21 protein-coding genes are annotated in these 20,731 nt (G+C 29.2%); all 21 read left to right on the top strand.

The genetic code is table 11. The features are described from left to right. The first annotated feature begins 5 nt into the window (after positions 1-5). Complete coding sequence (gene rfbC / locus L0669_RS01655) at positions 6-554, top strand: dTDP-4-dehydrorhamnose 3,5-epimerase (RefSeq protein ID WP_263760846.1); 549 nt, start codon at positions 6-8, stop codon at positions 552-554. Further along, complete coding sequence (rfbD, locus tag L0669_RS01650) at positions 554-1,399, top strand: dTDP-4-dehydrorhamnose reductase (protein WP_263760844.1); 846 nt, start codon at positions 554-556, stop codon at positions 1,397-1,399. The genes rfbC and rfbD overlap by 1 nt, the downstream gene beginning before the upstream one ends. Positions 1,400-1,483: 84 nt before the next feature. Continuing rightward, positions 1,484-2,368, top strand: coding sequence for a glucose-1-phosphate thymidylyltransferase RfbA (gene rfbA, locus L0669_RS01645; protein WP_263760842.1), 885 nt, complete (start codon positions 1,484-1,486; stop codon positions 2,366-2,368). 84 nt (positions 2,369-2,452) lie between these two features. After that, positions 2,453-4,420 carry a polysaccharide biosynthesis protein gene (locus L0669_RS01640; protein ID WP_263760840.1) on the top strand — a complete coding sequence of 656 codons (1,968 nt, stop codon included), beginning with the start codon at positions 2,453-2,455 and terminating at the stop codon, positions 4,418-4,420. Positions 4,421-4,580: 160 nt separating this feature from the next. Further along, positions 4,581-5,447: an ABC transporter permease gene (locus L0669_RS01635; protein ID WP_263760838.1), complete on the top strand. Its 867-nt coding sequence runs from the start codon at positions 4,581-4,583 to the stop codon at positions 5,445-5,447. A gap of 49 nt (positions 5,448-5,496) precedes the next feature. Then, positions 5,497-6,777: an ABC transporter ATP-binding protein gene (locus tag L0669_RS01630; protein WP_263760836.1), complete on the top strand. Its 1,281-nt coding sequence runs from the start codon at positions 5,497-5,499 to the stop codon at positions 6,775-6,777. Next, the gene (locus tag L0669_RS01625) at positions 6,777-7,463 is read left to right on the top strand and encodes a WbqC family protein (protein WP_263760834.1); all 687 of its coding nucleotides are present in this window, start codon (positions 6,777-6,779) and stop codon (positions 7,461-7,463) included. The genes L0669_RS01630 and L0669_RS01625 overlap by 1 nt, the downstream gene beginning before the upstream one ends. Positions 7,464-7,465: 2 nt before the next feature. After that, positions 7,466-8,095 carry an acetyltransferase gene (locus tag L0669_RS01620; RefSeq protein ID WP_263760832.1) on the top strand — a complete coding sequence of 210 codons (630 nt, stop codon included), beginning with the start codon at positions 7,466-7,468 and terminating at the stop codon, positions 8,093-8,095. Beyond that, positions 8,095-9,228: a dTDP-4-amino-4,6-dideoxygalactose transaminase gene (rffA, locus tag L0669_RS01615; protein WP_263760830.1), complete on the top strand. Its 1,134-nt coding sequence runs from the start codon at positions 8,095-8,097 to the stop codon at positions 9,226-9,228. Before L0669_RS01620 ends, rffA begins: the two co-directional genes overlap by 1 nt. Next, positions 9,221-10,381 carry a glycosyltransferase gene (locus L0669_RS01610; RefSeq protein ID WP_263760828.1) on the top strand — a complete coding sequence of 387 codons (1,161 nt, stop codon included), beginning with the start codon at positions 9,221-9,223 and terminating at the stop codon, positions 10,379-10,381. The genes rffA and L0669_RS01610 overlap by 8 nt, the downstream gene beginning before the upstream one ends. After that, positions 10,381-11,412 (top strand): glycosyltransferase family 2 protein, encoded by a 1,032-nt coding sequence (locus tag L0669_RS01605; RefSeq protein WP_263760826.1) that lies wholly within the window; start codon positions 10,381-10,383, stop codon positions 11,410-11,412. Before L0669_RS01610 ends, L0669_RS01605 begins: the two co-directional genes overlap by 1 nt. Continuing rightward, entirely contained in the window at positions 11,409-12,398 is a 990-nt protein-coding gene (locus tag L0669_RS01600) for a glycosyltransferase family 2 protein (RefSeq protein ID WP_263760824.1), read from the top strand. The genes L0669_RS01605 and L0669_RS01600 overlap by 4 nt, the downstream gene beginning before the upstream one ends. 1 nt (position 12,399) lies before the next feature. After that, entirely contained in the window at positions 12,400-13,341 is a 942-nt protein-coding gene (locus tag L0669_RS01595) for a glycosyltransferase family 2 protein (RefSeq protein ID WP_425250470.1), read from the top strand. Between the two features lie 20 nt (positions 13,342-13,361). Next, positions 13,362-14,066, top strand: coding sequence for a class I SAM-dependent methyltransferase (locus L0669_RS01590; protein ID WP_263760821.1), 705 nt, complete (start codon positions 13,362-13,364; stop codon positions 14,064-14,066). Between the two features lies 1 nt (position 14,067). Beyond that, a complete protein-coding gene (locus L0669_RS01585) occupies positions 14,068-15,216 on the top strand; it encodes a glycosyltransferase (RefSeq protein ID WP_263760819.1) in 1,149 nt (382 codons plus the stop codon). Continuing rightward, on the top strand, positions 15,200-16,213 hold the full coding sequence (locus L0669_RS01580; RefSeq protein ID WP_263760817.1) for a glycosyltransferase family A protein: 1,014 nt from the start codon (positions 15,200-15,202) through the stop codon (positions 16,211-16,213). Before L0669_RS01585 ends, L0669_RS01580 begins: the two co-directional genes overlap by 17 nt. Next, the gene (locus tag L0669_RS01575; protein ID WP_263760815.1) at positions 16,214-17,101 is read left to right on the top strand and encodes a glycosyltransferase family 2 protein; all 888 of its coding nucleotides are present in this window, start codon (positions 16,214-16,216) and stop codon (positions 17,099-17,101) included. Then, positions 17,098-17,766 (top strand): acylneuraminate cytidylyltransferase family protein, encoded by a 669-nt coding sequence (locus tag L0669_RS01570; protein WP_263760813.1) that lies wholly within the window; start codon positions 17,098-17,100, stop codon positions 17,764-17,766. Before L0669_RS01575 ends, L0669_RS01570 begins: the two co-directional genes overlap by 4 nt. Positions 17,767-17,782: 16 nt before the next feature. Continuing rightward, the gene (locus tag L0669_RS01565; protein WP_263760811.1) at positions 17,783-18,823 is read left to right on the top strand and encodes an N-acetylneuraminate synthase family protein; all 1,041 of its coding nucleotides are present in this window, start codon (positions 17,783-17,785) and stop codon (positions 18,821-18,823) included. Beyond that, positions 18,816-19,601: a glycosyltransferase family 2 protein gene (locus tag L0669_RS01560; protein ID WP_263760809.1), complete on the top strand. Its 786-nt coding sequence runs from the start codon at positions 18,816-18,818 to the stop codon at positions 19,599-19,601. The genes L0669_RS01565 and L0669_RS01560 overlap by 8 nt, the downstream gene beginning before the upstream one ends. A 7-nt stretch (positions 19,602-19,608) precedes the next feature. Next, positions 19,609-20,730 carry a UDP-N-acetylglucosamine 2-epimerase gene (gene neuC / locus L0669_RS01555; RefSeq protein WP_263760807.1) on the top strand — a complete coding sequence of 374 codons (1,122 nt, stop codon included), beginning with the start codon at positions 19,609-19,611 and terminating at the stop codon, positions 20,728-20,730. Position 20,731: the final 1 nt, after the last annotated feature.

The following is a 20,731-nucleotide window of genomic DNA, read 5'->3' as shown; positions in this document are numbered from 1 at the left end:
TTAATATGAAAATTGAAGAAACGTTTATAAAAGATTTGGTGGTTGTAGAACCAACTGTTTTTGGAGATGAAAGGGGTTATTTTTTTGAATCTTACAGTAAAACTAAATTTGAAGATTTAGGGATTAACATAAATTTTGTTCAGGACAATCAATCTTTTTCTAAAAATGCAACCTTAAGAGGTCTACATTACCAAAATCCACCATTTGCACAAACAAAATTAGTTCGAGTTTTAGAAGGAGAAATTATAGATGTCGCTGTTGATTTAAGAAAAGATTCACCTACCTACGGAAAAGCATTTAGTATTTTATTATCAGCAGAAAATAAAAAGCAATTATTAGTTCCCCAAGGATTCGCTCATGGTTTTTCGGTTATTAGTGAAACAGCATCAGTAATGTATAAATGTGATCAGTTTTATAATAAATCTTCTGAAGGTGGAATTAAATATGATGATCCTTCTTTAAATATTGATTGGGGCATGGATTTAAAAGATGCAATTGTTTCCGAAAAAGATCAAATACTTCCTTTTATTGAAAATTGTAACAGCTTATTTTAATGAAGAAAATTCTTGTAACGGGAGCAAACGGACAGTTAGGATCTGAATTAGCTGTTTTATCTGTAAATTATTCAAATTATGAATGGATTTTTGCTGATAGAACTCAAATCGCTTTAGATGACTTAGATATTCTTGAAAAGCAATTAAATAAAATTCAACCTGATGTTATTTTTAACTGTGGTGCCTATACAGCAGTTGATAAAGCTGAGACTGAAAAAGAACTAGCTTTCACAATAAATCATCTTGCGGTAGAATTTATTGCAAAATATACTCAGAAGAATGATGCAAAACTAATTCATATTTCTACAGACTATGTTTTTGACGGAACTTCTTCAATTGCCTTAAATGAAGACGAGAAAACTAATCCTGTCAATGTATATGGAGCAAGTAAAAGGACAGGTGAAATTGCTTGTTTAAAAGAAAATCCAAATTCAATTATTATAAGAACTTCTTGGGTCTACAGTAAATTTGGAAATAATTTCGTAAAAACGATGCAACGATTAATGCAGGAAAGAAATACTATTAACGTTGTAAACGATCAAATAGGATCTCCAACATATGCTGCTGATTTAGCTCAGGCAATGATTGATATTTTGGAATTTCCAGAATGGATTCCAGGGATTTATAATTATTCGAGTGAAGGTGAAATAAGTTGGTATGAATTTGCGTTGAGCATAAAAGAATTTGGAGGATACAGTTGTAATGTTGGCGGTATACCATCAGCATCATATCCAACTCCTGCAAAGCGTCCTGAATTTTCATTATTAGATAAGAAAAAAATTAAAGCTACTTATAATGTAGATATTCCATATTATAAAGAAAGTTTGAAAAAAATGTTTGTATAAATAAAAGATGCATTGAAGATTTAAATATTAGTATTCCAATTAAGTAATCTAAAATTTAAAATCTAAAATCTAAAATAAAATTTTATGAAAGGAATTATTTTAGCCGGAGGTTCTGGTACACGTTTACATCCATTGACTCTTGCTATGAGTAAACAGATGATGCCTGTTTATGATAAACCAATGATCTATTATCCGTTGTCTACTTTAATGATGTCAGGGATTAGTGAAATATTAATTATCTCTACTCCGCACGACTTGCCAAATTTTAAAAAATTATTAGGTGATGGTTCAAGTTTAGGATGCAAATTCAGTTATGCAGAACAGGCAATTCCTAACGGTTTAGCTCAGGCTTTTGTAATAGGTGAAGAATTTATAGGTAATGATGATGTAGCTTTGATATTGGGAGATAACATCTTTTTTGGATCGAATATGCAGGAGCTTTTAAAATCAAATACAAAACCAAACGGTGGTGTTGTTTTTGCTTATCATGTTTCAGATCCGGAAAGATATGGAGTAGTGGAATTTGATGAGAATCTTAAAGCAATTTCAATCGAAGAGAAACCTGCAGAACCAAAATCTAGTTTTGCGGTTCCGGGATTATATTTCTACGATAATTCGGTTGTAGAAATTGCCAAAAATATTAAACCAAGTGCTCGTGGTGAATATGAAATCACTGATGTGAATAAAGTATATTTAGAAAGAGAAGCCTTAAAAGTGGGTATTTTAAGCAGAGGAACGGCTTGGCTGGATACAGGAACTTTTAATAGTTTAATGCAGGCGGGACAATTTGTTCAGGTCCTTGAAGAAAGACAAGGTTTGAAAGTTGGCTGTATTGAAGAAATTGCCTGGAGACAAGGATTTATAAATGATGCACAACTAGAAACATTAGCTTTACCTTTGGTAAAATCCGGATATGGATCGTATTTAATAGAATTTTTAAAACAAAAGAAAAAAGGCGTTAAAATCTAATTTGCATCGAGAAATAATTTTTTAAAAACTTTAATTTGTATTTTTGTAAGACAGACAAAGTTTACAAAATTAAACTAAACCAAATTGAATACAGACAAACAAACCAAAATAGCATCGTTGTTGCATAATTTTCTCTCACCCAGGAATCTAAGAAGTAGCATTAATAATCTTAGCTATCTGCCTAGATGGATTATTATTGCTATAGATGTAATGGTGCTAATTTTTTCGTTCACATTTACGTATATGTTGTTTGAAGGGACCGCATTGGGGTACATTATTACGTCACATCAGTTTTATTTTGTCTCAAGTTTAATCGTTATTAATGTATTTTTCTTTTGGCTTTTTAGAACGTATTCAGGAATTATACGACACTCTTCTTACATAGATGCTATTAAGCTATTGTTTTCTCAAATGTCAGTTTTGGTGTTTTTTTTATTTTTCAATTTAGTTTTTGAGTTATATACTGGACATAAAGCTTTTTTGAATACGGCACTTTTTATAAATTTGGTTTTATCTTTTTGTGGTTTATTCTTGTATCGTGTTGTCGTAAAACAAACTTTCGAATTGTATTTTTCAGAGAAAACCAATTCTAAGTTAATCAGAACTGTAATTTATGGAACTGATGCTAATGCAATTTCGGTTGCAAATGCATTAAAATTTGAAACACCTTCACGATTTAAAATTGTTGGTTTTGTAGATAAGAATAATCAGAATGCATCTAAAAGAATGTTAGATTTACCAATTCTGATTTTAAGAAAAAAATTACCTGCTTTAATGCGTTCTGTAGCTGCAGAAGGTGTTATTATAGCGGATAAAAGTTTATCAAAAGAAGAACAGTTGATTATTGTTGATCAATGCTTAGAATTCAATTATAGAGTATATACAGTACCATTAATTTCAGATTGGGAGAATCAAAAAGAAATTTCTCAAAAAGTAAAGAACATTCAGATTGAAGATTTACTTGAAAGAAAACCTATAGTTCTGGATAGTAAATCAATTTCAAAACAGCTAAAAGATAAAACAATTCTTATTAGTGGAGCAGCTGGATCAATTGGAAGCGAAATAGTAAGACAGGTTTTAGGATTTAATCCTAAAGTTGTTATCATTTTAGATCATGCTGAAACACCACTTCATAATTTATGTTTAGAAACCCTAACTTTAGGGTCACAGGCAAAAATTGTAGCAGTTATTGCAGACGTTAGAAGTAAAAAAGCTTTAGAAAAAGTTTTTAAAAATTATAGTCCTCATGTTGTTTTTCATGCTGCAGCTTATAAGCATGTTCCATTGATGGAAGAAAATCCATCACAGGCGATTCAGACCAATATTAAAGGAACTAAAAATCTGGCTGATTTAGCTTGTAAATATCGAGTGAAGAAATTTGTAATGGTATCTACAGATAAAGCTGTTAACCCAAGTAATGTTATGGGGGCCAGTAAACGTATTGCTGAGAAATATGTTCAATCGTTATTCTTGAAAAATCAAAAAGAAAATGTTGATGGGGCAACTAAGTTTATTACAACTCGTTTCGGAAATGTTTTAGGTTCAAATGGATCAGTGGTTCCTTTGTTTACAAAACAAATTGCTGAGGGTGGCCCCGTTACTATTACCCATCAGGATATCATACGCTATTTTATGACGATTCCGGAGGCATGTCAGTTAGTACTAGAAGCGGGTGCGATGGGTAACGGAGGGGAGATTTATATTTTTGATATGGGTAAACCGGTTAAGATTATTGATTTGGCTAAAAAAATGATTAAGCTGGCAGGATTTATTCCGGATAAAGAAATCAAGATCAAAATTGTTGGATTAAGACCAGGGGAAAAATTATATGAAGAATTATTAAATGATACTTCTAAGACTTTGCCAACCTATCATAATAAAATTATGATTGCTCAGGAATTACAAGACGAATACGAAAATTTGCATATTGAAATTGATGAGCTTATAGGTATTGCTGACTTCTATGACAATGATGATATTGTTACGAAAATGAAGAAAATTGTTCCGGAATTTAAAAGTATGAATTCTGCTTTTGAAGTTTTAGATAAGTAGTTTCTTATGATAAATTGAATTTTGTATTCAAATGATATTAAAAAGGTGTTTTTTTAAAAACGCCTTTTTGCTTTTAATATAATTTATAAGCGAATAAAAATCTTGTTAATTAAACCTTGCTCTTTGAGAAACTATTTCGGTTAATTAGTTTTAAAATAAAATGAACGACAACAATACCCCAAATGATTGGTTGTTTGAAATAACACCTAAAAATAAATTCTTCTCACTAAACTTAAAGGAAGTTTGGCAATATAGAGATTTGTTGCTCCTTTTCGTAAAACGAGATGTTATTACGGTTTATAAACAAACCGTTTTAGGGCCACTTTGGTATTTAATCCAGCCATTATTTACTTCTGTAACATTTACTATAATATTCAATAACGTTGCTGGTATTGATACAGGTACTGTTCCTCCATTTTTGTTTAATTTGTCTGGAATAACCGTTTGGAATTATTTTACTGCGTGTTTAACGGGAACTTCAGATACTTTTAAAGCGAATGCTGCTATTTTTGGGAAAGTGTATTTTCCTCGGATTATTACACCACTATCAGTTGTGATTTCTAATTTAGTGAAATTCGGAATTCAATTTTTGATTTTTATAGGATTTTATATTTTCTATTATTTTCAGGGAGCAAATTTAGGATTAAACAGTCTCATTTTATTTTTTCCTATCTTAATTATAATCATGGGAGTTTTAGGATTGGGATTAGGAATGCTTATTTCGGCAATGGTAACAAAATACAGAGATCTCAGTCATTTAATAGGTTTTGGGATACAGTTATTAATGTACCTGTCTGCAGTTATGTATCCTATGAGTTTAATTAAAGATAAATTACCAGGCTATGGCTGGCTCGTAGAGTATAATCCATTAGCGTATATAATAGAAACAGCTCGTTACATGCTTTTAGATGCGGGAGAAGTTTCAGTGCTAGGTCTTTCGTATACTTTAGTTGTTACTATTGCGGTATTTTTTATCGGACTTTTAGTTTTCAACAAAACGGAAAAGAGCTTTATAGATACTGTTTAAAATCGAATATTTGTAACTGTATGTTTTACTTACCATTTTAGATTTACCATTGAAAAAAGATATAATATTAAAAGCCGAAAACATTTCTAAACAATATCGCTTAGGACAAGTAGGTACCGGAACCTTAAGTCATGATATCAATCGTTGGTGGCATAAGATTCGAGGAAAAGAGAACCCGTATCTAAAAATAGGTGAAACAAATGATCGTTCCACCAAAGGAAGATCTGATTATGTTTGGGCTTTACAAGACATTAACTTTGAGGTAGAGCGAGGAGAAGTGCTCGGTATTATTGGTAAAAATGGTGCTGGAAAATCAACACTTTTAAAAATACTTTCAAAAGTTACAGCTCCTACAACTGGAAGTATAAAGTCTCGTGGGCGTATTGCTTCACTACTTGAAGTAGGAACAGGATTTAATGGAGAGATGACCGGAAGAGAAAATATTTTCCTGAACGGTGCAATTTTGGGAATGACCAAAAAAGAAATCTCTTCCAAGCTTGACGAAATTATTGAATTTTCAGGATGCGAACGTTACATTGATACGCCTGTAAAAAGATATAGTTCTGGAATGACTGTTCGTTTAGCATTTGCTGTAGCTGCTTTTTTAGAACCTGAAATTTTGGTTATTGATGAGGTTTTGGCTGTTGGTGATGCAGAGTTTCAGAAGAAGGCTATTGGTAAAATGCAAGATATCTCTAAGGGAGAAGGTAGAACTGTTTTATTTGTGAGTCATAATATGGCGGCAGTAGAAACACTTTGTACACGTGTTGTATCTATGGAACATGGGAAAATTTGTAGCAGTGGAACCCCTACTAAAGTAATTTCAGATTATTTGCAAAGTAATTCTTTTTTAGAAAGAATCATTAATTTTGATTCTATTATTAAAGCCAAAGGCAATGATAAAATTCGAATTATGTATGCTGGAATTGAAAATGCCTCTACAAGTAATAAAAATGATATAATCGATGTGACTTCGTTGATTAATTTTAAAATGAATATCATTAATCAAACAAATAAAGAATTCATTTCTATAGGATTTGATTTAAAAACTATAAAAGGGGATATTGTTTTTGGATCAGGAGGTAAGTTTAATTGTAAATTAAATAAAGCTACTGAGATTTGTTGCGAAATTCCATCTAATTTTTTAAATGATGATGTATATCAAATACATGTTTATTTTCATACAAATGAAATGAACCCTTTGTTTAGTGATCATGAATTATTAACTTTTGAAGTAAAAGATATTATAAGAGAATCTGGTTATTTAGGAAAAGTTAATGGAATGATTCGACCTTCATTATCGTGGAGTACTAAAGATATTATATCTTAATGAGAAAAATTATAATAACTCAATCAAATTATATTCCTTGGAAAGGATATTTCGATTCAATTGCTTTGGCGGATGATTTTGTAATCTATGATGATATGCAATTTACTAAAAGAGATTGGAGAAATAGAAATTTAATTAAAACTCAATCGGGTGTTAAATGGTTGACAATTCCAGTTGAAGTTAAAGGTAAGTATTTACAAAAAATAAGGGAAACTAAAATATCTGACAAAAATTGGAATAATGACCATTGGAATGTTATAAAACAAGTTTATGGTAAGTCAGCTAATTTTAATTATTATAAAGATTTTTTTGAAGACTTATACTTAAACACAACATCTAAGTATTTAACAGAGATAAATTTTCGATTTATAAGTGCAATTTGTGAAATATTAAACATAAAAACTAATTTTCATTTTTCTTCTGATTTTTCTTTAAAAGAGGAACGTTCAGAGCGGTTACTTGATTTATGTTTAAAGTTAAATGGAACGGATTATTTTTCAGGTCCAGCAGCTAAAGTATATATGAATGAAAGAATTTTTGAAGAAGCGGGTGTGAAAATCAATTATTTTGATTATTCGGCATATCCGGAGTATGAACAATTGTATCCTCCATTTGTTCATGGTGTTTCAATATTAGATTTGTTATTTAATGAAGGAATTGAAGCTCGTAATTATCTTATATTTTGAATATGAAAACATTAGCTATTATTGGGGCAGGAGACTTAGGGCAACAAATTGCTCATTTTGCATTATCTGACCAACAGTATAAAAAAGTAGTTTTCTTTGATGATTTTTCTATAAAAAAAAGTGTGAATTCAATTCCAGTAATTGGAAAAACGACTGATATTGAAAAGGCTTTTGTATTAAAACAATTTGATGAATTATTAATAGGAATTGGATATAAGCATTTAGGTGTGAAAAAATATTTGTTCGAAAGACTTGAAAGTAAAATTCCTTTTGGGAAATTAGTACACTCAACGGCTTGGGTTGATTCTACTGCAATTATAGAAAGTGGTTCTGTAATTTATCCCGGTTGCGTAATTGATGCAAGAGTCATTATAAAAAAAAACTGTATTTTAAATTTAAGTTGTTCTATTGCTCATGATACTACTATCGGAAAACATACTTTTTTATCGCCAAGAGTTGCTGTTGCAGGATTTGTAACAATTGAAGAACTGTGTTTCTTGGGAATCAATTCGACAGTTATTGATAATATAAAAATTATTAATAATACTCAAATTGGAGCTGGTTCGTTAGTGGTGAAATCAATTGTAAAATGTGGACTATATATTGGTAACCCATTAAGATTTATAAGATAATGATACATTTCAACAAGCCCTATCTTACGGGGAAAGAAACACAATATATTACTGATGCTGTTGTTTCTGGAAAAATATCAGGTAATGGAAAGTATACACAACTATGTCAATATTTTTTTGAACAAAAGTATAGTTTTGGAAAATGTTTGCTGACAACATCTTGTACGGATGCATTAGAAATGGCTGCAATTTTAATTAATATCAAACCTGGAGATGAAGTGATAATGCCGTCTTATACTTTTGTTTCTACTGCAAATGCTTTTGTATTGAGAGGAGCAAAAATTGTTTTTGCTGATTCTAATTCTGAAAATCCAAATATTGATAGCAATTTACTAGAATCATTAATTACATCGAAGACTAAAGTGATTGTTCCAGTTCATTATGCAGGTATCGCATGTGATATGGATTCTATTATGGAAATTGCTAAAAAATATAATTTGTTTGTCGTTGAAGATGCTGCCCAAGCTATAGATAGCTTTTATACTGGAAAGGACGGAATAAAAAGAGCATTAGGTTCCATAGGGCATTTGTCAGCTTTTTCGTTTCATGAAACTAAAAATATAATCTCGGGAGAGGGAGGTATGCTTGTAATAAACGATAAACGATTTGCAAGTAGAGCAGAAATTATTTGGGAAAAAGGAACAAATAGATCTGCTTTTTTTAGAGGTGAAGTTGATAAATATGGATGGATTGATATAGGTTCTTCTTTTTTGCCATCAGAAGTTATTGCTGCTTTTCTTTGGGCACAAATTGAATATTTAGATAAAATCCAAAAAAGGAGAAAACAAATTTGGAGTCAGTATAATGAAGGTTTAAAAAAAAATGAGGAGGATGGAGATTTTAAATTGCCACAATTACCAGATTATGCTACGAATAATGCGCATATGTTTTATTTGATTTTTGAATCATTAGAAAAAAGAAATGAATGTATTTCTCGTTTAAAAAACAAAGAAATTTATCCTGTATTCCATTATTTGAGTCTGCATAAAAGTCCATTTTATTCAAATCAATATTCGGGAAAAGATTTAATTTTTAGTGATTTGTATTCTGATACATTATTGCGATTGCCATTTTATTATGAACTATCAGATGATGATATTAAATTAATTATAGATACAATAAGAAATGAGTAAGAAAAAGATATTATTTATTGTTTCTGATTTTTATCATAATGGTGCGCAGCGAGAAATGTATGAATTTGATAGTGCATTGAATAAGGATAAGTTTGAATTGACTATACTAAGTTTAGTAGAGTTAAATACAAGATTAGATTTACCTGATTATTTTTACGAAAAACACCTTTGTTTGGGTACAAAAATTCTTTTCTTAAAAGATTTTATTAAAAAAAATAAAAAAGGATTAGTTTCTACAATATTAAATAAAATATTAAGAAATTCATTGAATCTAAAGGTTAGAGATAACAATATTCGAAATTTAATTACTTTATTCGATAATTATGACAAAGTGATATTTATGGGAGAATATGTTTATCAATCACTATCAAATAGTATTCAAGTAGATTATTTTAAAAAAATTTTCATCTTTATTATGTGTTCAAGATTTCAATCCGAAAACTATAGAAATTTTGAAAAGAATAAGCAATTTGTATTTATGGGAGGATTTGATAATACAAGACAGATTGAATATGAATTTGAAGGTTTTAGTAATTACAAATATGAATTTATGCCTTTGTGTTTAACAGTTACAAATGAGTATAATAAATGGCAATTTAATGAGAGATGTAAAACTAAAAAGATAGGAATATTTACAAGATTACATAAAGACAAACCTTTAGACCCTTTTTTATATGCTTATCAGGTTTTATTAAGTCAAGGTTATAATATAGAATTACATATTTTTGGAGTTGGAAATTATAAATATGCCGAATACGATCGTTATATTAATAATTTAGATTTGAATGACAAAGTCCACTTTAGAGGGCATCAGGCAGATATGAAAAAAACTATTCTGGAAGAAAAATTAGATTTGGTTTGGTTTCAAGGATATAATAATTTACCTGCAGGTTTCGCAGCATTAGAAGTTTGTTTAACAGGAACTCCACAAATTTTTTGGGATTTTTTTATTGGTGAAAACATACAAATAAATAGATTAGATGTTGTTTATCCGCACTATAAAGATTTATTAGCATTTGTTGAAGCTAGCAAAAAAGTTCTATATGATCATAAAGTTGCTGATTTTCTTTCATATAAACAATTTCATGATGTCTTTAATAATAGAGATATATTTAAAAATATTGAAAATATTGAAAAAATACTTTTAGAATAATGAATGTTTCTAATCACCCAAGAATTACAGTTTTAATGCCTGTTTACAATTGCGAACTGTATATAAAAGAAGCAATTGACAGTATTTTAAATCAAACTTTTTCAGATTTTGAATTTATAATAATTGATGACGCTTCTACAGATGAAACATTACCAATTATAAGAAGCTACGATGATAATAGAATTAAATTAATTGAAAAACCATTAAATACAGGGTATACTAATAGTCTAAATTACGGATTAAGTATAGCTAAAGGAGAATATATTGCCAGAATGGATGGAGATGATATAAGTTTTCCAGAAAGGTTTGAAAAGCAAATTAATTTTTTAGACAAAAATCCAGATGTAGTTGTTTGTGGAAGTTTTTTTAAAATAATTGAGACTGATAAAATATATGCCGTTTGTGAAAATCATGAAGAGATTAAACTTGCCATGCTGCAAGAATGTCCTATAGGACATCCAACAGTAATGATGAGAAAAGAAATTTTCCAAAAATATGATTTAATATATGATGTTAGTAAGGAACCTGCAGAAGATTATGATCTCTGGACAAGATTATCAGTGTTAGGGAAATTACACAATTTACAAGAAGTTTTGTTAAATTATCGAATGCACAATTTACAAGTTTCTAAAAAAAGGAACAATGAGCAAAAAAAGGCAGCGGTAGTAATCAAAGTAAACTTGTTAAATTATTTGAATTTTAAAAAAAACAGAGAGAGTCAAAATATTTTAAAGAAGATTATTCAACGGGATGTTCTTTTTTTTGAGGAAATGCAGCAATTTCCTGATTTAAAGAATAAATTAATTCTTGCGAATAAAATTTCTTTTTTTGAGGAAAAAGGTTTTGAAAAATATCTATCAAATATTACGAATAACGTATTTAAAGACTACTTTCTAAATAGAGAAAAGTACTCACCTAAAGTTTATTTTCAATACTTGAAAATTAAAAGAGAATGGAAATCCAAATTAATACGATTTCATGAAGTAAAGTTATTTATAAAATCAATGATTTATTATAATAAAATAAATTGAAAGATCCGTTAGTTTCTATAGTAATCCCAACATTTAATCGCTCTCATGTCATTGGAGAATCATTAGATAGCGTTTTAGTGCAAACTTATCAAAATTGGGAATGTATTATAATCGACGATCAATCTACGGATAATACAGGCGATTTAGTTGCAAAATATATATTAAAAGATTCTCGTTTTCAGTATTATAGTAGACCTCTTGATACCTTAAAAGGAGCAAATGCCTGCAGGAATTACGGTATAGAAAAATCAAAGGGAGATTATATTATGTTTTTAGATAGTGATGATTTGTTAATAATAGATTGTTTAGAAAAAAGAATCAATGCTTTTAGTAAATATCCTAAATACGATATACTAGTTTTTTCAATGGGACATTTTACAAATCTTAATAACTGTTTTATTGATGGAGCTAGAAAAATTTTTGAGGGAAATAACGGAGATACAATTCTGGAATTTATTTTTGGAAGAAAACTTCCATGGAATATTACCCGACCAATTTATAGAAAGCATTCTGTTTTTAATGGTAATCTGAAATTTAATGAAAATATTCAAAATTTTCAAGATGATGAGTTTCATATCAATTTACTTCATAAATTAAAGCCTAACTATAAAGTAATTGATTTAACAGATTGTTTCTATAGAGTAGATCTTAAAAGTTTAAATAAATACGAAACTCCACGAGGTCAGCAAAATATAATAGATTCGCTTTTTGATTATTATGGGACGATTTTAAATACTTTTAGTGTAGACCAAAAAAAAGATTTAAAAAAGAAAATAATTGTAAAATTATTTAATCAAATCCGATTTCATTTGTTGCCAAATTCTAATACTGAAATTTTAAATAAAACGTTGGTTTTATTTAATAAAGAGTTAAAGTTAACATCTAAAGAAATCACAATTTTAAAAATTATTTCAACTTTAAACTTATATTATTTCAACAAAAAAGGGTATCATAAAATGACTAAGTTTTTATTGAAAAATATTTAAATTGAATTTGCCATTAATATCCATAATAATCCCAACCTATAATAGAGCTCACTTGATAAGTGAAACTCTTGATAGTATTTTGTTACAGACTTATAAAAATTGGGAATGTATTATTATCGATGATGGTTCGACTGATGATACTGATTTTTTATTAGATAACTATACTAAAAAGGATGACCGATTTCAATATTATAAGAGACCGAAAGAGAGACCCAAAGGACCAAATTCCAGTAGAAATTTTGGTTTTGAAATAAGCAAAGGTGAATATTTAAAATGGTTTGACAGTGATGATTTGATGCATATTAATTTACTTGAAAATCAAATAAAGGTAATAAATGATATTACAGAATGTATTGTCTGTAAGGTTGTACATTATGATTTTCAAAATGATAAATTTTTAAAAGAAAATAAAATTTATTCTGATAATTTAATAGAGGATTATTTAGTAGGCAAAATTGCTTTTTATATTTCCGGACCACTTTGGAAAAGAAGTTTCATAAACAAACAAAAAGAATTATTTGACGAAACTATCAAAAATTTAGATGATTGGGATTTTAACCTTCGAATGTTGTATCAGGAGCCTTCTATTATTTATCTAGAAGAACCACTTATTCAATATCGCGTACATGAAGCATCATTATCAAACGAAATAGGTAAACTTAATTTTGAGGAAATACAATCAGAATTCAAAGCGATTAGAAAACACTTATTATTGATTAGAGAAAATAAGAAAGCAAACTCAAAAAAAATAAAACTATATCTAAAAAATCGTCATAAATCTATATTAAGAGAAGCATTGGTTGAAAATGATATGCATAAATTTTACTATTTAAAAGAACTTTTAATTTTAGAACTTCAGCTTTTCAAATTTTTAGAAATGACTAAAAGCATAGTCGGATTTATTATTTACAGTATTTTTAAAAAAGGTTATAAACTCTTGTAATGGTCTAAATTAATCAACATATGTCTAATTCTTTTACAAATCTGCGCCTTTCAAAAAATAACCTTGAAAGTTATATTGTTCGAAGCGAAATATTTAAGGCTGTTGCAAATACAGCATCTTTTTTTTCTGGAACATTATTAGATTCAGGATGCGGAAGCATGCCTTATAAAGAGCTAATTTTATCTAATTCAGCAGTAACTAGTTATACAGGTCTGGATATTGATTCCAGTTTGAATTATGAAGATATTCAACCTGATTATTTGTGGGATGGAAAAATAATGCCTTTTATTGATGCTAGTTTTGATGTTGTAATTTCTACCGAGGTTCTCGAACATGTTTCAGATCCTGACGCCTATTTGGCAGAAGTAAAAAGAGTTTTAAAACCCGGAGGAATGTTTTTTTTTACAGTCCCTTTTTTAATGTCTCTGCATGAAGTTCCGCATGATTATTACAGATATACACCTTTTGCGTTAGAAATGATTTTTAAAAGAAATGGCTTTGCTGATATAAAAATAAAAGCAATGGGTGGTTATCATGCTGCAATGGCGCAAATGTTGGGGTTATGGGTAAATATGTATTTATGGGGTAAAAAAAAGAAGATTATGAGAGTAATAGCAAAACCAATTATTGCCTATCTATATAAAAATGATAAAGCTCCAGCTAATTTTAAAAAGTCTACAATGATTGTTGGATTATCTGGAACTGTAGTAAAACCTATTTTGTAAAATGAAAATTCTTTTTGTTTCAATGCCATCTATTCATGTTATTCGCTGGATAGAGAACTTGAAAGATACAAATCATGAATTGTATTGGTTTGATATTTTAGATAGAGGAAAATTAGAAACTTTAGATTCTGTGCAACAGTTTATCGGATGGAAAAAAAGGAAAATACCTTATATAAAAGGAGAATATTTTTTAAGTAAAAAATTACCTGCCCTATATCGCAGGATTATTCCATTTTGTGAAACAACAGTAAATGAAGCTTTAGAAAATATAATTTTAGAAATTCAACCTGATGTTATTCATAGTTTTGAAATGCAAAGTTGCTCATATCCTATTTTAGCCACTATGAAAAGTCAACCTAAAATAATGTGGTTATATTCATGTTGGGGAAATGATTTATATTATTATCAACGATTTCCTTTTCATTTAGAAAAAATTAAAGAGATTTTAAAACGTATTAATTTTTTGCACACGGATTGTCAGCGAGATTATGTTTTGGCAAAACAATTCGGTTTTTTAGGAAAGCATGTAGGAGTTATTCCGGGAGGAACAGGTTACAAATTAGAAGAACTTGAGTCATATAAAATGCCTATTTCAGACAGAGTTGTGATTTTGGTAAAAGGTTATGAGCATACTCTAGGAAGGGGATTAAATATTATAAAAGTACTTGATTCTTTAAAAAATGAAATACAGAATTTTGAGGTAGTAATTTTTGCTGCACATTCAAGTGTGGTAGATTATATAAAAATTAATAATCTTGATTTTAAAGTTTTTGACAGAAATGCACTTTCTCACTTAGAAATAATGAAGTTGATGGGGAAATCATTGATATATATAGGTAATAGTATTTCTGATGGTATGCCTAATACACTTTTAGAAGCGATAATAATGGGCGCATTTCCAATACAGTCAAATCCCGGAAATGTTACTGCAGAAATTATAGTAAATGGTAAAAATGGATTATTGATTAGTGATGCTGAATCAATTATTGAAATTAAAGGACTCATTTTGAATATTATTAATAAAAAAGATATTTTAGAAGATGCTTTTTTGACAAATCAAAAAATTGCTGTTGAACGGCTAAATTACCTAGTAAATAAGAAAAAAGTTAATAAAATTTATAATTTAATTGGTAATGCGAGTAGGTTATAATCCATACAAAGATCAAAAAAATGATGAGTCTGAATATATTCATCAGATAGTTATACCCGTTTACATTCCGAATCATGAAGGATATTTTAAAGATAGCTTTGCGATTTTAAAATTATGCTTAGAATCTTTGCTTGCTACAATCCACAAAAAAACTTTTATAACCATTGCAAATAATGGAAGTGATCGTATTGTTGCAGATTATCTGGATGAACTTTTAAATCAAAATAAAATACAAGAATTAATTCATACCCAAAACATTGGAAAACTTAATGCTGTTGTAAAAGGTTTAGCAGGAAATAATATTGAACTCGTTACGATATCAGATTCTGACGTTATGTTTTTACCAAACTGGCAAACTGAAACCGTAAAAGTTTTTACTCAAGTTCCAAATGCAGGAGTAGTGGGTATTGTGCCTCAGTTTAAAATGTATGAAAGCTATTGCGGAAATGTACTTTTTGATAATTTTTGCAGTAAAAAACTAAAATTTATTCCGGTAAAAAATAAATTTGATCTAATTCGTTTTTATGATAGTATCGGTTGGGACCGAAGTTATAACCAGGATTATCTTGAATTTAATCTCGGACTAGAAATTAATTCAGATATGAATGTTTTAATTGGTTCCGGTCATTTTGTAGCAACATATAAAAGAGATATATTTAGAGAAATTCCATCTTATTTTAATTATAAAATGGGCGGAGAAAGTGAAGGTTATCTAGATAGAATACCTTTAGAAAAAGATTATTGGCGCTTGACTACGGAAGATAACTATGCTTATCATATGGGAAATGTTCTTGAGGATTGGATGCCCGGAAAATTAAATCACATTGAGAGAGAAGATGTTGATTTTCAACATGGTTTCCTGAAAAAGAATGAATTAAATAAAGCATTTTATTTTATAAAAAACAGGTTGTTTGTAAAATTCATATCAATAAAATGGACTGTCAAATTATTTTTAAAATGGAAAAAACTTCCATATAGCATGATAAAAAAATATTAAATGCGAGCTTCAATTCTGATAGTTTCCAAAAATCGTAAACAAGATTTACTCAAAACATTATTGATTCTTGAATCCTTAATTAATAAATCTGAAGTTGAGGTTTTAGTTTTTTTAGATGGTTGTACTGATAATTCATTGGATCTTAAAAATGAATTGACTTGGATAAAATGGTTTGTTTCTCCCATATCAATTGGCGCATCTGCAGCTAGACACCAGATTTATCCACTTGCAAATGCTGAAATTTTAATTGGTTTAGATGATGATGCACATCCATTAAATGAAAATTTTATAACGCAAATTGAGTTATTGTTTGCAAGTAATCCTAATGTTGCTATTATTGCTTTTGAAGAAATAAAAGGTATTTTTGAATCAGATGTTGAGGCATTAAAGGAATCGGAAAATCAAAATAAAGAATTTCTTTTTTCTGAATTTATTGGTTGCGGTTTTGCAATTCGAAAGTCAGTTTATACACAAACAAATGGCTTTCCTGTCTGGATTGATATTTATGGCGAAGAATCTTGTGTATCTATCGAAGTTTTAGCAAAAGGATATGATATTCTATATTCTAATAAAATTAAAGTAAATCATAGAGTTAATAGAGAACAAAGAAAATTAGATAAACAGAATTACTTTAGATTTGAAAAGCAACTAAAAAATTCAACCTATTTTTTCTTAGTTTATTATCGTTTGCCTTTATTAAATATCTTAAAATTGTATTGGCATAATTTTAATAAATATGCTTTAAGTGATAGTAAATATTTCAAAATATATTTTAAAACAATTATTGTTGTGTTCATTCATATTCCGAAAATTTTAAAATATAGGAACCCGATTGATAAAAGTGTAATTGAAAAAATGAGAAATTTATCTACTCAAAACATTAAATGAAAAATATTGCGATAATACCAGCCCGTGGCGGATCTAAACGATTGCCTAAAAAAAATATAAAACTACTAGATGGACTTCCTTTAATGGTATTTAGTATATTATTTGCTAAAGCGAATAGTGCTATTATAGATGAAATATATGTCTCAACAGATGATGAGGATATTAAAAATATTGCGCTTCAATATGGTGCAAAAGTTATTGATAGACCTATAGACATTTCAGGAGATCTTGAACCAACCGTATCAGCATTAAAACATGTTTTGCAAAGTATAGATTCAGAGATAGAAAATGTTATTTTGCTTCAGGCTACCAATCCTATTCGTCCGGAAAATTTGTTGAAAGATACTTTTGAAATTTATCAAAAACAAAACTGCAGTAGCTTATTTACTGTATCGAGAAATCATAAAAAATTCGGAAAAATTATAGACCAGAAATTTATTCCTTACAACTATAAAATTGGACAGAGAAGTCAGGATCTTGAGCCTCTTTATTTCGAAAACGGATTACTTTATATTACAAAAGCGTCATTAATATTGCAAGATATAATTATTGCTGAAGATGCATTTCCTTTCGAAATAGATCATATTTTTGCCAATGTAGATATAGATACTCAGCAAGACTTTGATTATGCCAAATATCTATATCATACACATATAAAACCCTAAATACCAAACCTACTTTATGAATCCATACATAGAAATAGCAGGAAGAAAAATTGGGCAAGATTTTGATCCCTTAGTAATTGCCGAAATTGGTATTAATCACGAAGGTTCGTTGCAAGTTGCCAAAGAAATGGTTGATGCCGCACATAGAGCTGGAATTGAGGTAGTAAAACATCAAACTCATATTGTTGAAGATGAAATGAGCGGTGCCGCTAAAAAAGTTATTCCCGGTAATGCAGATGTTTCTATTTACGAAATTATGGAGCGTTGTTCGTTGAATGAGATAGACGAATTAGAACTTAAAAATTATGTAGAAAGTAAAGGCATGATTTTTATTTCTACACCATTTTCTCGCGCAGCCGCAGATCGATTAAAGAAATTTGATATTCCGGCTTATAAAATTGGTTCAGGCGAATGTAATAATTACCCACTTTTAGAGCATATAGCTTCATTTGGAAAACCAGTAATTTTAAGTACCGGAATGAATACCATTGAAAGTGTTCAAAAAGCAGTAGCTATTTTTGATAAACACAATATTCCAGTCGCACTTTTGCATACTACAAATTTATATCCGACCCCAATTCACTTAGTTAGATTTGGTGCAATGATAGAATTGCACAATGCTTTTCCAGGTAAAGTTTTTGGGTTAAGCGATCATACTTTAAATAATAATGCCTGTTTAGGATCTGTTGCACTTGGAGCAAGTATTTTAGAAAGACACTTTACAGATCATATGCAACGCACAGGTCCGGATATTGTTTGTAGTATGGATGAAAAAAATTGTCAGGAATTAATTATTTCATCTGCAGAAATTGCACAGATGCGAGGCGGAACAAAAAAACCTGCATTAGAAGAGCAAGTTACTATTGATTTTGCCTTTGCAACTGTTTGCACAATAAGAGACATAAAAAAAGGAGATGTCTTTACTAAAGATAATATTTGGGTGAAACGTCCGGGTACAGGTGAAATTTTGGCAGAACATTTTAATGATTTGATAGGCAAAGTAGCTTTAAAAGATATTGCAAATGATGAACAATTAACAAAATCACATTTTGAATAAAATATCTGTCGTAATTAGAAATAAGAACCAAGCTGAAGCTTTAGAATTTTTACTTAAAAATTTAACAGAGCGTTATCAGGAAGATATAGATGAAATAATAGTCATCGATAATATGTCTGATGATGATAGTAAAAAAATTGTAGATAAATACAATTCAAAACTAGTAGAAATTCAAAATTTCAGTTACGGAGGTAGTGCAAATTTAGCTGCACAAAGTGCATTAAATGATATTGTGGTTATTTTTAGTGCTCATGCTTATCCGGTTAGTCATGATTTTTTTAAATTGATAAAACAGAAATTTGACGAAAATAATAATTTAGCAGGATTACGATGTTTACACAACAAAAATGATTATAAAAACTATATTAATGCGATTTCTTCAAAAACAGATCCAAATAAGTCGGGTTTAATATTTTGTGGTTCAGCATTCAGTAAAAAAGTCTGGGAAACATATAGGTTTAAAGATGATATAACGACAATGGAGGATAAAGAATGGTCAGTAAGAGTTTTAATAAATGGTTTTGATATTGAATTTTCTCCTTCTATTTTTTGTTATGATATTGTTAGAAATCATAAGCAAAACTTTTTTAGATTTAAAAACGAAACTATAGGAGGATATCAATTATGGAATACGTCTTATAGTTACAAAAGTGCTACTAAAGGTTTGTTGGGTTCAATTTTAAAATTAACCAAAGTCTTTGCAATCGAATTTTATTATGCATTTAAAAGATTCTTTTTCTTATTGAAATTTGTATCTAATAAACCTGAAAAATTTTAGTAATTCAGTGAAAAAAATCCTTTTCCTTACAGGTACTCGTGCCGATTTCAGTAAAATAAAATCATTAATTCAGGCTCTTGAAAAACAACAAGATTTTGAAGTATATGTTTTTGTTACCGGTATGCATTTGCAAGAAGTATATGGCTACACTTTAATTGAAATTGAAAGATGTAATTTTAAAAATATTCATACTTTCAAAAACCATACACATGAGACTACAATGGATTTAACTCTTGCTAAAACTATCGAAGGACTTTCGGCTTATTGTAAAGAGGTAAATCCGGATATGATTGTTGTACATGGTGATAGAGTAGAAACTTTAGCAGGAGCAATTGTTGGATCACTTAATAACATTTTAGTTGCACATATTGAAGGCGGGGAAGTTTCAGGAACTGTTGATGAATTGATTCGTCATAGCGTAAGTAAATTGAGTCACATCCATTTTGTGTCTAATAAGCAAGCGAAGAAGCGATTGATGCAAATGGGAGAAATAAAAGAATCAATATTTACTATAGGTTCTCCAGATGTAGATATTATGTTTTCAAATCAATTACCAGATTTAAATACTGCTAAAGAATATTATAAAATAGACTTTGAAAAGTATGCTATTGTCATGTTTCATCCGGTTACAACCGAAATTAAAGAGATGGAACTATATGTAGAGAATTTTATCAATTCATTATTAGAAGACAATCATAATTACGTTGTTATTTTTCCAAACAATGATTTAGGAAGCCAGTTTATTCTTGAAGCTTACGAAAGATTAAAAAACAATTCCAGATTTAGAATTTTTCCTTCTCTTCGTTTTGAATATTTTTTGACTTTATTAAAAAATAGCCAATTTATTATTGGTAATAGTAGTGCCGGAATTAGAGAAGCGCCATATTACGGAATTCCAATTATTAATATAGGAACACGCCAACAAAACAGAGCTGTTCACGCTGATATTATCAATACAGATTATTCTGAAACTGGTATAAAAAAAGCCCTTTCTATCATTAATTCACATCAGGTAAAAAGTGTTGAGGATGATTTTGGACAAGGTAATAGTAATGAATTATTTCTCGAGTGTCTTCAAAAAATAGATATTTGGCAACTTAATCATCAAAAACAATTTAGGGATATTTAAA

The sequence above is a fragment of the Flavobacterium bizetiae genome (assembly GCF_024271895.1).
GTDB classification, from domain to species: domain Bacteria; phylum Bacteroidota; class Bacteroidia; order Flavobacteriales; family Flavobacteriaceae; genus Flavobacterium; species Flavobacterium bizetiae.
The sequence above is the reverse complement of the archived record's forward strand: the minus strand, read 5'-3'. Positions and strand labels throughout refer to the sequence as shown.